The sequence below is a fragment of the Pontibacter sp. MBLB2868 genome (assembly GCF_051904785.1).
In the GTDB taxonomy this organism is placed as follows: domain Bacteria; phylum Bacteroidota; class Bacteroidia; order Cytophagales; family Hymenobacteraceae; genus Pontibacter.
Genome location: NZ_CP196710.1, coordinates 3,939,696 through 3,953,539, shown reverse-complemented (window position 1 = coordinate 3,953,539; position 13,844 = coordinate 3,939,696). Strand labels below are relative to the sequence as shown.

Below are 13,844 nucleotides of genomic sequence, written 5' to 3'. Positions count from 1 at the left end.
AGAACCATTAATGGCCAAGATAAAAACATCATATTTCTGCCAGAATTGCGGCGCACAATCAGCAAAATGGATTGGTAAGTGTCCGGCCTGCGGAGAGTGGAATACTTATGTAGAAGAAGTGGTACAGCGGGAGGAAGTAACCCCCACCAGTGCCTGGAAAGTAGGAAGTAGTTCAGCACAAGTATCCAACAAGCCTAAACCTATTGCGGATATAAGCTATCAGGAGCAGCAGCGAATTATTACCCAGGACCAGGAGTTGAATCGTGTGTTAGGAGGAGGTATCGTGCCCGGTTCTATGGTATTGATAGGTGGTGAGCCCGGCATTGGTAAGTCTACACTTATGCTGCAGATAGCACTAAGCCTGTCCGGGTTACGCATTTTATATGTGAGCGGGGAAGAAAGCGAGCAGCAGATAAAAATGCGTGCGGAACGCCTTGCAGCGCAAACGTCTGACTGTTTTATACTTACTGAAACCGGTACACAGAACATCTTTAAACAAATAGAGCAGCTAAGGCCACAGGTATTGGTGATAGACTCTATCCAAACCCTCCACTCCTCTTTTATTGAGGCTGGTGCAGGTAGTGTGAGCCAGGTGCGGGAGTGTACGGCTGAGCTACTGAAGTTTGCCAAAGAAAGTGGTACGCCGGTATTTCTGATTGGCCATATTACCAAAGAGGGGAACCTGGCAGGGCCAAAGATACTGGAGCACATGGTAGATACCGTGCTTACATTTGAAGGAGACCGCCACATGACATACCGGATTCTGCGCACCACCAAAAACCGCTTTGGCTCTACTTCTGAGTTGGGTATTTATGAGATGCTGGGCTCCGGCCTGCGCGAGGTGAGCAACCCGTCTGAAATATTGATCACGCAACGTGAAGATGCCTTTAGTGGGATTTCTATCGGTGCTACGCTGGAGGGTAACAGGCCTTTGCTGATAGAGGTGCAGAGCCTTGTGAGCCCGGCAACATATGGTACGCCACAACGTGCCAGTACCGGTTTTGATGCCAAGCGCCTGAACATGCTGCTGGCTGTGCTGGAGAAGCGCGGAGGGTATAGGTTAGGCTCCCAGGATGTGTTCCTGAACATTGCCGGAGGTCTGAAAGTAGAGGATCCGGCGCTTGATCTTGCTGTTTGTGCCTCCATTCTGTCGTCTTTTGAAGATATGGCCATACCAAGTACAACCTGTTTCGCAGCCGAAGTAGGTCTGGGTGGTGAGATACGTGCCGTTAATCGTGTTGAGAACAGAATAAGTGAGGCCGAAAAGCTGGGTTTTAAAGACATCTATATTTCCAAGTATAACAAAAAGGGGCTGGACCTTAGTAAATTCGCTATCCAGGTGCATGCGTTTGGCAGGTTAGAGGATGTATTTAGTAGCCTGTTTGGGTAAATTGAAGCAGTATAATATTTAAAAAAAAAGGGAGTTTGTCTCTCAACCTCCTGGCACAATTTAGTGCCAGGAGGTTTTTTGTTTAGGCCATTCACACGAAAGGTTATCTTTTGCGCTTTAATAACCGTTCATACTATAGATGCGTACTTAATTTCTACCCTTTACTGCTATAAAACAGGAAAAAGGAATTCATTTCAGATCTTATACTAAACAAAACAAACATATGGCATTGATCAACAAGAATGACATTGAGAAGCTGCTTAATGTACAGAATAATACAAAGAATGCGCTGTGCATTTCTATCTACATCCCTACTCACCGCTCTGGTAAAGAAACCCTGAATGGCCAGGATCACATCTTATTTAAGAATAAGATAAAAGAAGCAAAGGCACTGTTAGCAAGGCACGATGTTCCGGAAGCTGAAATTGAGGAATATATGAAGCCGGCGGAGGCGCTGCTGAATGACAACAACTTCTGGCGGCACCAGGCAGAAGGACTTGCAGTCTTTATCACAAAAGGTTTCTCTACACATTACACTGTTCCGGTTGAAATGCCAGACGTGGTTTATGTGCTAGATCACTTTTACTTTACTCCGATGCTGCCTATTCTCAGCCAGAACGGACGCTTTTTTATACTTTGTCTGTACCGCGAGAAGATCGGTTTCTTTGAGGCGACCCTTGAAAAGATCAGGCCGATTGATATCAGCTCTTTTGTGCCGGAAACTATGAACAAGGCCCTGAAGTTTGATATAAAAGGTAACGACCAGGATTTTACAAACTCCACTACAACCGTAAACGGCTCTAACATAGTGCATGGCCCCGGCTCCACTAAAGGCGATGAGGAACATGAGCGTGTTCGTGAATTTATGCTGGAGATAGACAATAGCTTGCAACAGATACTGCACAACGAATCAGAGCCACTAGTGCTGGCAGGTGTAGATCACTATTGCGGCATCTACCGCAACATCAGCAAGTATAAGAACATTGCCCCAGACAACATCAATGTAAACGAAAATGCGGATATCTCTAACATAAACAACCTGCATGAGAAGGCGCTGCGTGTAGTAAAGCCTATGATGCAGCAGAACCATACCGATTCGCTTAACCGTTACCAGAACGTGGCAGGCACCGGTGTAACATCTGAAGATATTGCAACAGTGGCAGCAGAAGCCGTACACGGACGCATCGATACATTATTTATTGCCCCCAGCGAACCGGTTTGGGGAAGCTATGACGCTAAAAGTGCCACTGCCGAAATACACGATAACTACCAGCGTGGCGATCATGACCTTATAAACCTGGCAGCTACTAAAACGCTGGCCCAGGGCGGAAAGGTTTTTGTGAGCAGCTACGGAGGTATGAACGAAGTAACTGATGGACGTGCAAATGTTAAAGCCCTTTTTAGGTACTAATAAAGCCTGATTTTTGGTCTTTCGCATCAGAAAGTATAATTTAGTGGGGCAGCCTTTAAGGCTGCCCCTTTTATTTAACCAGAGAAGCTGTACTGCTTCTTCCTGAACTGCCCCTTTAGCCTCCATACTACATGAAGCTTCAATTAACCGATGGGTTAAATTTTTTATCAAAACTTACTCCGCTACGTGCGTTAAATGCGCTGCAGGTGGTAGGTAGTTATATAGTTTCTAAAGTTACAGGTAAGGCAACCCATTGGGGGCAGCCGCTTAGCATATCACTCGAGCCGACTACATCCTGTAACCTGCGTTGCCCGGAGTGCCCCAGCGGCCTGCGATCGTTTACACGGCCTACCGGTATGCTGCAGGATGATCTGTTCATCCAGACCATTGACCAACTGCACAAGCGCCTGCTGTACCTCATTTTCTATTTTCAGGGGGAGCCTTATTTGCATAAGAATTTTCTAGGGTTGGTAAAGTATGCGTCAGATAAAGGCATTTATACTGCCACCTCCACTAACGCTCATTACCTGAACGATGAGATGGCCCGCAAAACAGTTGAATCCGGGTTAGATCGCCTGATCGTATCTATTGACGGAACCACCCAGGAGACCTATGCCGCCTATCGTGTGGGAGGCAAGCTTGACAAGGTGCTGGAGGGGACACGAAACGTTGTGAAGTGGAAAAAAGAGCTGAAATCGAAAACACCACACATCATGTTTCAGTTTCTGGTTGTGAAGCCTAACGAGCATCAGCTACAGGACGTACAAGAGTTGGCAAATGAGTTAGGCGTGGATGAAGTAGTGTTTAAAACAGCCCAGATCTATGATTACGCGAACGGTTCTCCGCTCATACCTACCATAGATTATTACTCAAGGTATAAAAACAATGGTGATGGTAGTTTTGCTATTAAAAACAAGCTGCTCAATCATTGCTGGAAAATGTGGCACTCCTGCGTTATTACCTGGGATGGGCTGGTAGTGCCCTGCTGCTTTGACAAAGACGCAGAGTATAGGTTAGGCGACCTCAAGGGAAACAGCTTTGCCGAAGTGTGGCAAGGAGAAAAGTATAATCAGTTTCGACAGGCATTGTTAGGCTCCCGTGCAAATATTGAAATGTGCCGGAACTGTACTGAAGGAACAAAAGTTTGGGCCTAACTTGATAAGATAAATTTGGAAACATATATGAAAGACATCAACAATTCTCTGGAGCTGCTCTTACGCAAACTGGAGTCGTGGGGGGATCAGATCATTCTGATGCTTCCAAACCTATTGGTAGCCCTTATACTTTTGATTATTACGTTTTGGCTGGCAAAAGTAATTCAGAATGCATTAGACCGTGTAATTGGCCGTTTCTCGCATAGTGCTGCCATCAACAACCTGGTATCCACTATTACCTACCTCGTGCTGCTCCTGGTTGGTTTCTTTTTCGTGCTCAGTGTGCTGCAGCTCGATAAAGTTGTTGTTTCTCTGTTAGCCGGTGTCGGTATCATCGGTTTGGCTTTGGGTTTTGCCTTTCAGGATATTGCAGCCAACTTTATATCTGGTGTGATCATAGCAGTTCAAAAACCATTTGGTGTTGGCGATATGATCGAAACCAATGATTACTTTGGTGTAATTGAACGCATTACACTACGTACTGTGGACATTCGTAAACCAACCGGCGAACTGGTAAAGCTGCCAAACAAAATGGTTTTCGAAAACCCGCTTACCAACTTCTCTATCCATGGCATTCGTCGCGTTGATGTTGAAGTGGGCATCTCTTACGCCGAGGATCTGGAACAGGTACAGAAAGTTGTGATTGAGGCGCTGGAAGACGTAAAAAACCGTGTGAAGACACGTGACATTGAAGTAATGTATGATGCCTTCGGGGATAGCTCCATTAACTTTAAAGCACGCTTCTGGGTGAGTTACAGCCGGCAGGTTGATTATGTAGGAGCTAAAAGCGATGCTATCATCCGGATAAAGAAAGCTTTCGATGCGAACGATATTCTTATCCCATTCCCGATCCGCACATTGGATTTCGGTATAAAAGGAGGAGAAAAATTAAGCGAGGAGCTACAGACGATAACTACCTCTATAAAAAATGGCCAGGGCCTGGGAGGCAATGGCCGGTAAAACTTTTAACAGCAGTAACATCAAGGGCCGACATAGTAGTCGGCCCTTGATGTTACTTGTCTTTTTTGTCAAGATTTTTTCCTAAGTCTTCTACCTGCTTCAGGAAGTTATCAACGCGTTCATCAGCATAAGGGCCGTACGAGTTGGAGATGGTTCCTTTGAGTCCGGTTGTAGTCTCAAGCGCATATAGAATCGACATATCACTTGGGTCGCTTTCACCTTCGAAGCGGTAAAAATCCACGATACGCACTTTTTCAGGAGTAAAAGTATCCTTTTCCTCCATTGTGCATAAATTTCCATTATCAGATATTTTGAAATCATACTTGAAGCCGTCTTTGCGGAGTCGGTTCAGTACGTTTATCAAAGATCTTTCTTCAACTTTGTCTTGCATATCAACTAGTGTTTATTGTTCCAATTGTCGAGTACTGAACTATACGCAAAAACAGAGTTTGGATACAAAAGGAGAAAGATAAATTGACGTTGAGGAAAGAATAAGTGTTAATTAATTCTTGAGGGTTGCCTGTTGCTGGTCCAGGTCTTTCTGTATTTTTTTGAAGTCGATGGTAGAGCAGGCGCCACCACAGCCTTTGGCACAACCGCTTTTTGCGGAGAAGCTACGGTACAGCATCCGGGCCATATAGAAAGCTGCTGCCAGAAAGATTACCAGTATAATGAGTTCCTGTATCATACGCTCTTATCAACCATGCAAAAGTATAAAAAGTTTAGTTGCCGGGCTGTTTCCAATGTTCAGCAATAGTCTCCAGCATTTCGGAATGTATGGAAGTGTTGCTGGCTACAATTTCTCGCCCGAAGATATAATCCCCACCTTCAGTAAACTTACTTACTTTGCCACCAGCCTCCTGTACAATAATGGCCCCGCCTGCTACATCCCAGGCATTGAGATTATACTCAAAAAAGCCTTCAAACCTGCCAATTGCTACATAAACCAGATCTAAGGCAGCTGACCCTATGCGGCGGATACCATGCGACTTACTCATGAAGCCTCCCAGTACCTGCAGGTATTGCTGCGTCAGATTAAAATCATAATAAGGAAAACCGGTTGCTATAAGTGAGTCCTTTAAAGCGGGTGCATCTGAAACCTTGATGGGGTTATCATTACAAAAAGCTCCTCCCCCTTTATGTGCAGAAAAGCATTCGTCACGGTTAGGGTCATGCACCACCCCTACTACCACTTCATCCCCGTCCATCAGACCAACACTAACTGTGTATGCTGGCAGGCCGTGAATAAAATTGGTGGTGCCATCCAGCGGATCAATTACCCAGTTATATCTTTCTCCCCGGTTAGTAGCTGTATTCTCTTCTGTTATAAAGCCTGCTTCTGGTAATATCTTCCGCAGCCCTTCCACAAGCTGCTCTTCTGCTTGTTTGTCTACATAAGATACTAGATCGTTAAAACCTTTATGTTCTGTTTTTGAGCGATCAAAGTTCTCGCCTTCATGTAAAATAAAGGCTCCGACGCTACGGACAAGAACGTTTAGGTTTTGGCTCAGTTGCTGCAGGTTCATATGGTTTCTTTTACTTTGGCTTTGGTTACTGTTACTTCGACTTTCCTTAAAAACCATACATTATACGCAGCTCTTACTCCTAAAGACAGCACAATGGGAAGAAAGGCCATATTGAACTCCTGGGGCCACCACGGCCAGGCAACTACGAGTAATGCCGCTATGATAGCAGTGATCAGCAAATAGGTCCCCATCCACTTAGGCATTTCCCGGCGCCCAATGTAAAAAGCCGCTATAAGGTGAGTCGGTATTCCCCACATCAGGTTATAGTTATTAGCCGTAGCCTGATGGTCTGTCGCAAACCAAAGCAGTAGGAACATGAGTCCTAAAAAGCCTGTAACCAGAAATAAGGTAAAATCCAACCCACGGCTGCGTCGGCGATTCATGAAGTCATATGCTGTAAATGCAAGCACCAGCACCAGTAGTACCCAACAAAGCAGGAAAGGAGTAAACAGTGGCGTTTCAGGTAGCCTGGACGTATCCTGAAGGTAAACTGCCTGCGGTAAATTGGTTAGTGGCACTGACTGCCCATTCTGCTCTATGGTTGCGTTCGCAAAACCTTTGGATAAGTAGTCCGGCAGGAACATGTATTCATAAGGTGTCGCCTCCCGGTCAATTTTAGCACCTAAAGCCAGGTCTATGCCAAAGTCTCCCCAGGGTTGTGGCGGCAGGTACAAGTCGATCAGGTTTCTGAAAGTATAGTCTTTATCGAACTGGCTGATGTTGAACTTGATCTGGTTATTGGGGAAAGTAGCCTCCAAACCATCCCGGATGCGGGTAGCACAGTTATCAAAAAAGAAGTCGTAGAGGTAGAACCGGTTTTCCGGCAGGTAGTTGTTTGTCAGGAAGTTCCAGTACTTTTGCCTTTGCTCCGGCGTCAGGTTTAGCACCTGTTCATACACAGAACGATTATCCATGGTGTAGCTGTACAAAAAGTCAGAAAAGTAAGCCACCGACAGCTTGTAGTTTAGCTTGCCCCTGGCAAACTTGAGGTAAAAGTTAGGCTCATTAAAATCGAACGTGCCGTAGTTGAAAATAATATCCATACCGCTGGCAGGATCCTGTACCCTTACAGCGCTATGCCCGAATACAGCATACAGATCGTTCCCGCTTGAGCAGGTGATCAGGCTTATTTTGGCAGCAGGGGAAAGCTGGTAACCTTCAAACTGCGCCTGCCCTTGCAATGCATAGAAGCAGAGGACAAATGTAAATAGGAGTGTTTTAAAATACTTCTTCATAAAAATCTGATTCAGGCATTAAGCTTTAGCTCCTGCTACCACTACTACAAATTCGCCTTTGATAGCCTTTGTAGTAAAAATATTGATCAGTTCGTCTAGGGTGCCGTTTATCGTTTCTTCAAACATCTTTGAGATTTCACGTGAAACAGAGGCCTGACGCTCTTCCCCAAAATATTCTTTGAACTGGGTCAGCGTTTTTAGCAGGCGGTGAGGCGACTCATAGAATATCATGGTCCGCTCCTCTTCTGCTAAGCTTATGAGGCGGGTCTGGCGACCTTTTTTGACTGGCAGAAAACCTTCAAACGTAAAACGATCGGTGCTGAATCCGGATTTAACCAAAGCAGGAACAAAAGCAGTGGCTCCGGGTAAACATTCAATTTTAAGATCATTCTTCAGGCACTCACGCACCAGGAAAAAGCCCGGGTCTGAGATACCGGGCGTGCCAGCGTCGGAGATCAGGGCCATAACCTCGCCCTCTTTCATCCTGTCAACGAGATGCGCGGTAGCTTTATGTTCGTTGTGCAGATGATGGCTATGCATCCGCTTCTCAATGCCAAAATGTTGCAGCAGTTTTCCGCTGGTGCGGGTATCTTCGGCAAGTATAACATCTACCTCCTTCAGCACACGAATTGCACGGAGGGTTATATCCTCCAGGTTGCCAATAGGGGTCGGTACTAAATACAAATTTGTTTTTTCCTGTTCCTGCATGGGTCAAAGGTAAGGCAAAAAGGCATAAAAGCAGAGACCTACCTGCTGTACGAGCGGGTTAATTGATCATAGATCTCATCAATCTTTGCAGCCAGCTTCTTATCTTTTTCTGTAACAGTGTTACCTGCATCGTGCGTGGTAAGTTCTATTTCCACTTTATTATACACATTGCTCCACCAGGGGTGGTGATCAGCTTCTTCAGCCGCTTGGGCCACCTGGTTCATAAAAGTCATTGCCTGTTTAAAGTCTTTGAAAACAAGGCTGCGCTTAAGTTTATTATTTTCTTCTTTCCACATGATGGTCTCTGTAACAGCGTTTGTGTAGCTATGCTTCTGTAGCCCAGCAACATGCCCTTAACTGAAGGCGTATAGTGTAAAATCTTCTTAAAAATGGAGTTCTAACATAAAGCTATGAAAACTATGGAAAATAAACCGAAATCTTTTCCCCCACAGGTTCAGGATGATCAACCTGGAAAACAGCATGAGATGCGGCCAGAACCGGAGGTAATACGCAAAACTTATAAAGGAAGCGATAAACTGAAAGGTAAAGTGGCGCTTATTACCGGGGGTGATAGTGGTATTGGCCGATCAGTGGCAGTTTATTTTGCCCGTGAAGGAGCGGATGTAGCCATCGTGTACCTTGATGAAGATAAAGATGCCAGGAACACCAAAGAGATGGTAGAAAAAGAGGGCAGTAAATGTATTTTAATATCCGGAGACGTTGCTGATGAGCAGTTTTGCAGGGATGCGGTGGAAAAGGTTGTGAGTGACCTGGGCAAATTAGATATTCTCGTTAATAATGCGGGTGAGCAGCACGAACAAAAGGACCCCAAAGACATTTCGGCTGAGCAACTGAAGCGTACGTTCGAGACAAATATCTTCTCTATGTTTTACCTGATGAAAGCTGCCCTTAGCCACATGAAAGAAGGAAGCAGTATCATAAATACCGCTTCTGTTACTGCTTACCATGGCAACAAACTGCTGCTGGACTATTCTTCTACTAAAGGGGCCATTGTATCCTTTACCCGTAGCCTGGCCCAAATGGTGGCAGATGATAAGATCCGAGTGAACGGTGTTGCGCCGGGCCCTATCTGGACGCCTCTTATCCCAGCCTCTTTCGATGCAGAACATGTAAGCAAATTTGGCCAGAACACCTTGCTAAAGCGTGCCGGCCAACCCTCAGAAGTAGGCCCGGCCTATGTCTTTTTGGCCTCGGATGATGCCTCTTTTATTACCGGTCAAATGATTCATGTGAACGGTGGAGAAATGGTGGTAAGCTGACATTGTTCCGAACCTAAGCGATATAAATCGAGTAAAACACTATTGAAGGCGCTGGAATTTCAGAGGCGTTTTAACTAAAGAAAAGCATAAATTATGGCTGAAGATAAAGATAAAAAAAGCCAGCTGCGGGGCCAGGGGCCTAACCAGCGGCCAATAAGAGTAATAGAAGATGATACCAGTGAGGAGGAAATGAGAGCGGGCCATATAGTGCCCGGAGCAGATCCGCCTAAAAACGAACACCAGCGCGGTGGCTTTGGCAACCGTGACGGGAAAGAGGGCTTCGGTAGCGATACAGCATCTGAAGGACCATCTGCTACAGGTGTAAATGATTATGCTGACGACGGCACTCCTCCACCAGACAACATGCGTACCGAGGAGGAAGGCCGCGGCACCTAAGTATAGGATCAGCCTTAATAAAAGGCGAAACAATTTTTAATTTAACAAAGGAGGACATTATGCCATCATATAAGCACACACAACCAAGCTCAGAAAACAAAGGAAAGCCTGCAGGTCAGGGCCAGGATAAAGCTGCCGGCGGTAAGCCAGTTGATCCTAACCAGACACGTGCTGAACACAAAGAGCTAAAGAAGAAGTATACAGAGGGGCCGAATGATCCGGCTGCGAACGTAAAAACCAATAATCCGAACCGTAATACGGATAAGACAGAAATAGATAACAATAAGTATAACTAAGTAATACCTGATGTCTATATATAAGAAAGCACCTGCAAAACAGGTGCTTTCTTATATATTTGCTTTCCGCAACTTTAAACTGAATGGCCAGATACGCCCTGACTGATATACACGGTTGTCATAGAACATTAAAAGCACTCGTGCATGAGCAGCTTAAACTTAAAAAAACAGATGAACTTTACATCTTAGGCGACCTGGTAAACAAAGGACCAGATAGTAAAGGCGTTATTGATTTTATACTGCATTTGCAAAAACAACAGTATCAGGTTCATTGCCTGCGCGGTAATCACGATCAAATGCTTTTAAAGGCCTCTCAAAAAGGAGAAAAGGCGCTGAGTCTAACCTCGCCCGAAAAAGAACTTGTATTACAGAGCTTCGATATCACTGATTTTGAGCATGTACCTAAAAAGTATGTGCATTTTATTAAACAACTCCCCTATTACTTTAATATCCCTGACTTTTACCTGGTGCATGCCGGTTTTGACTTTAACCAGTCAGATATCTTCAAAGACACGGATGCCATGATGAACATCCGGAATTACAAAGTAGACTGGGACCTGCTGGATAATAAGCGCCTGCTGCACGGGCACACACCTACAGCTCTTCATAGTATAAAAAAATCAACAGGACACAAAGACGCCAAAATAAACCTTGATGCTGGTTGTGTATATTATCGTAACGCCGCCTATGGTAACCTGGTCGCCCTCGACCTTGACTCACAGGAGCTCTTCGTGCAACCTAACGAAGACAGGCCTTATTTTGTAGCCCGTAAAAGCTAATCCCATCAACATGCTGACAGTCGAGCTTTCTGCGTAGCAAAGATTTCAATTGTTATAACATCCATATTTTTTATAGCATAGTACTATTTTAACAATCGCACTTCTTCATTAGTATATTATTTAATGAAAATGTATATTTATATATAGATATAAGTACTTTTCTTCTTTAGGCTACACGTGAAAGTATTTGTTGTAGTTGATAACATACAATACCCCTGTATAAGTTATTTATTTTATTAAAAAGCTTACAAATAGGGTGTTTGATATTTGTATTTATACAATAATATATCATTTATTTTCAAGGTAAAATAGTATTTAAAACAGCTACATGAAGCAAAATTTCGCCGCTTATTTTTACCTCAATGCTTTCATTTTCACAACACTGTGTTTGTGTCCGTTGGTATCATCGGCAGCAACGTTTACAGCTAGAATTAGTGGTAACTGGTCGGCCTCTACAACCTGGACACCTGGCGCAGGAGCCACTACAACCATACCAGGTGCGGGAGACATTGTGAATATACCAGGGGGCATTACAGTGACGGTTTTAGAAACCACGCAAAACGCTGCCTGCGCTACGCTAAACTTAGAAACTGGGGGCACTGGTAGCACTGGCGGAGGCATCATTATCATTAGCGGCATCCTGCAGGTGACAACCATTAACCAGTTAGCAGATAACTCTACAAATAAGAATCCTAAATTACAGATAACTGAAAAGGGGCATCTTAAAATATATGATGCATATAATTTTGAGGCTCCTCCCAGTGGGTGGGTGGGTTATAGTTTTCTGGCTGGGAGCAAGGTGGAGTATAATGGAACGGGAACAGAACAGAAAATATTACCCTGGCTCAACTATAGGAACCTGATACTAAGTGGCCAGGGAGTAAAAAAGTTAATTACCACTATAACGTTAAATACACATACTTACGCCTTAAATCCCTCTTTAACAGTACTTGAGGATTTTATCATAACGGGTTTAGCAAGTTTTAATGCAAGTCCAGATTTGCCTACGGCTGTTCCGAATCCATTACACAATGTAACAGGAAATCTGGCTGTTTCTGGCAATGGGGTGTATAATGGAAACACTTGTAATATGACAGTGGCAGGATCAGTGACAAATGGAGTAGTTGCAAGCAGCAGCGCAAAGCTAAATATGAACTCAAGTACTTTAAATGTTGCCAAAGACTTTACAAATAACGGTACTGCTAACGGAGGAGTATTAGGACAAATAAATATCGGGGGCAATTGGGTTAACAACAATATCTTTGAGCCAGGTACCTCTACTGTTAAGCTTACCGGCAGCTTAGCATCTATTTCACAAGTAGGCATTGGTGGTACAGCCGAAACTACATTTCATAACCTCACCATAACGCTTCCGACAACACCTGTTAAAAGTGCGCTGATGACCAATCACATCACAGTGAACAATGACCTTAGCCTTAGCAATGGAAAACTGAATACAGGCAATGGAACCTTAGCAAACTATTATCTGATCACGCTCTCAAGCACAGCCAGGCTCATCACAGTGGAGACGAACGATTCTTATATCAACGGCAGAATAGCTTCTACACGTACTATACCGGCAAGCGGTGCACAAGGATTTGGAGGAATTGCAATTAACATTTCCCGTAATGCCGTGGATCCGGGGTCAATTAAGGTTGAGCGAATAACAGGATTTTCATTAACTGACGGAGTGGATAACAGTGTTCCCCGGTATTTTGACGTGCAACGTGTGAGTGCAGGCGACATAACTGGCATAAGTCTGACAATGAACTTTACATTTTTATCCATGGAAATACCGCCATCGATAGATGATTATGTGTTAGTAAGGGAGCTGTCACCGGGGAAATTTACAAGGCCTAAATTCACAAAGCAAAGTACCACAACAGTACAGAATGTGAATAGTGGTGTATTCTCCAAATATACACTGGCAAAAAAGATAGCACCCCTCCCCGTAGACCTTGTTTGGTTTAAGGCGGAGGCACGTGGTAGCGTCGCGCTTTTAACTTGGCAGACAGCCTGGGAGCGGGTGAATGCAGGTTTTGCGGTGCAGCTGTCAGAGGATGGCGAAGAGTTCCGGCAGGTGGGTTTTGTGCAGGAAGGCTCTGCCACTAAGAATGGCGCCCAGTCCTACTCCTTTGTGCACGAGGACTACCACAAAAGCGGCACGCGCTACTACCGCCTTGCCCAGCACGACCTGGACGGGACGGTGACGTACTCACCGGTGCGGGTGGTGGAGATCAGAAGCGAAGGGCAGTTAGGGGCCTATCCTAATCCGTTTTCAGATGAACTGACGGTGGTGCTGCCTTCAAACGCCCCTTCTAGTATTATCATTATAAACCAGATAGGCCAAGAGGTTTACAGAGTCTTATCACAAGAAGCTTTACACAGCATATCTTTAGGTGCTTCCTTGCAAAGTGGAGTTTATTTTTTAACCGTACGCACTGCAAATGAAACCTATGCCTGTAAATTAATTAAGCGTTAAAGAAGTTATAAAAGCTATAAAAAAAGGCTTGCTGCAGGTTCCTGCAGCAAGCCTTTTTTTATAGTAATCAGGTGGGGCTAATGTAAAAGTAAGTTTGGGCAAGCTTAAAGTTGCCTTGGCTGTTATTATCTTTTCTGTCCTTCAGTTATTCATTGTTATCAATCACGTTTGTTTTAACAATTCTTGCAGATGCTTTATATGCTATTAAGCATGTACAAGTCAAATAC

At 44.5% G+C, this 13,844-nt stretch carries 14 protein-coding genes and 1 pseudogene; 9 read left to right on the top strand and 6 right to left on the bottom strand.

The window, feature by feature from the left end:
* The first annotated feature begins 10 nt into the window (after positions 1-10).
* The 4 genes from radA to ACSX1A_RS16840 all read left to right on the top strand — a co-directional run bounded on the left by radA (position 11) and on the right by ACSX1A_RS16840 (position 4,915).
* Positions 11-1,390 carry a DNA repair protein RadA gene (radA, locus tag ACSX1A_RS16855; protein WP_439880811.1) on the top strand — a complete coding sequence of 460 codons (1,380 nt, stop codon included), beginning with the start codon at positions 11-13 and terminating at the stop codon, positions 1,388-1,390.
* 223 nt (positions 1,391-1,613) lie between these two features.
* Positions 1,614-2,801, top strand: coding sequence for a baeRF7 domain-containing protein (locus tag ACSX1A_RS16850; RefSeq protein ID WP_439880810.1), 1,188 nt, complete (start codon positions 1,614-1,616; stop codon positions 2,799-2,801).
* Positions 2,802-2,932: 131 nt separating this feature from the next.
* The gene (locus ACSX1A_RS16845; protein ID WP_439880809.1) at positions 2,933-3,955 is read left to right on the top strand and encodes an SPASM domain-containing protein; all 1,023 of its coding nucleotides are present in this window, start codon (positions 2,933-2,935) and stop codon (positions 3,953-3,955) included.
* A gap of 27 nt (positions 3,956-3,982) precedes the next feature.
* A complete protein-coding gene (locus ACSX1A_RS16840; protein ID WP_439880808.1) occupies positions 3,983-4,915 on the top strand; it encodes a mechanosensitive ion channel family protein in 933 nt (310 codons plus the stop codon).
* Positions 4,916-4,967: 52 nt separating this feature from the next.
* Here ACSX1A_RS16840 and ACSX1A_RS16835 read toward each other — a convergent pair whose 3' ends face one another.
* The 6 genes and pseudogenes from ACSX1A_RS16835 to ACSX1A_RS16810 form a co-directional block, all read right to left on the bottom strand.
* On the bottom strand, positions 4,968-5,306 hold the full coding sequence (locus ACSX1A_RS16835) for a hypothetical protein (RefSeq protein ID WP_439880807.1): 339 nt from the start codon (positions 5,304-5,306) through the stop codon (positions 4,968-4,970).
* A gap of 111 nt (positions 5,307-5,417) precedes the next feature.
* Positions 5,418-5,603 carry a FeoB-associated Cys-rich membrane protein gene (locus ACSX1A_RS16830; RefSeq protein ID WP_439880806.1) on the bottom strand — a complete coding sequence of 62 codons (186 nt, stop codon included), beginning with the start codon at positions 5,601-5,603 and terminating at the stop codon, positions 5,418-5,420.
* A 34-nt stretch (positions 5,604-5,637) separates the two neighbouring features.
* Positions 5,638-6,441: an inositol monophosphatase family protein gene (locus ACSX1A_RS16825; RefSeq protein ID WP_439880805.1), complete on the bottom strand. Its 804-nt coding sequence runs from the start codon at positions 6,439-6,441 to the stop codon at positions 5,638-5,640.
* Positions 6,438-7,676 (bottom strand): Lnb N-terminal periplasmic domain-containing protein, encoded by a 1,239-nt coding sequence (locus ACSX1A_RS16820; RefSeq protein ID WP_439880804.1) that lies wholly within the window; start codon positions 7,674-7,676, stop codon positions 6,438-6,440. The genes ACSX1A_RS16825 and ACSX1A_RS16820 overlap by 4 nt, the downstream gene beginning before the upstream one ends.
* Positions 7,677-7,694: 18 nt before the next feature.
* Positions 7,695-8,384 carry a 16S rRNA (cytidine(1402)-2'-O)-methyltransferase gene (gene rsmI, locus ACSX1A_RS16815; protein ID WP_439880803.1) on the bottom strand — a complete coding sequence of 230 codons (690 nt, stop codon included), beginning with the start codon at positions 8,382-8,384 and terminating at the stop codon, positions 7,695-7,697.
* Between the two features lie 38 nt (positions 8,385-8,422).
* A pseudogene (locus tag ACSX1A_RS16810) lies at positions 8,423-8,707 on the bottom strand (4a-hydroxytetrahydrobiopterin dehydratase); the annotation flags it as partial.
* A gap of 87 nt (positions 8,708-8,794) precedes the next feature.
* Between ACSX1A_RS16810 and ACSX1A_RS16805 the strand changes: the two are divergent.
* The 5 genes from ACSX1A_RS16805 (at position 8,795) to ACSX1A_RS16785 (ending at position 13,617) form a co-directional block, all read left to right on the top strand.
* Positions 8,795-9,664 carry an SDR family oxidoreductase gene (locus tag ACSX1A_RS16805; RefSeq protein ID WP_439880802.1) on the top strand — a complete coding sequence of 290 codons (870 nt, stop codon included), beginning with the start codon at positions 8,795-8,797 and terminating at the stop codon, positions 9,662-9,664.
* A 93-nt stretch (positions 9,665-9,757) separates the two neighbouring features.
* Positions 9,758-10,060 carry a hypothetical protein gene (locus ACSX1A_RS16800; RefSeq protein ID WP_439880801.1) on the top strand — a complete coding sequence of 101 codons (303 nt, stop codon included), beginning with the start codon at positions 9,758-9,760 and terminating at the stop codon, positions 10,058-10,060.
* 59 nt (positions 10,061-10,119) lie between these two features.
* Positions 10,120-10,356 carry a hypothetical protein gene (locus ACSX1A_RS16795; protein ID WP_439880800.1) on the top strand — a complete coding sequence of 79 codons (237 nt, stop codon included), beginning with the start codon at positions 10,120-10,122 and terminating at the stop codon, positions 10,354-10,356.
* 83 nt (positions 10,357-10,439) lie between these two features.
* Entirely contained in the window at positions 10,440-11,135 is a 696-nt protein-coding gene (locus ACSX1A_RS16790) for a metallophosphoesterase (protein WP_439880799.1), read from the top strand.
* Positions 11,136-11,463: 328 nt separating this feature from the next.
* Positions 11,464-13,617, top strand: a complete 2,154-nt coding sequence (locus ACSX1A_RS16785; protein ID WP_439880798.1) for a T9SS type A sorting domain-containing protein — start codon at positions 11,464-11,466, stop codon at positions 13,615-13,617.
* Positions 13,618-13,844: the final 227 nt, after the last annotated feature.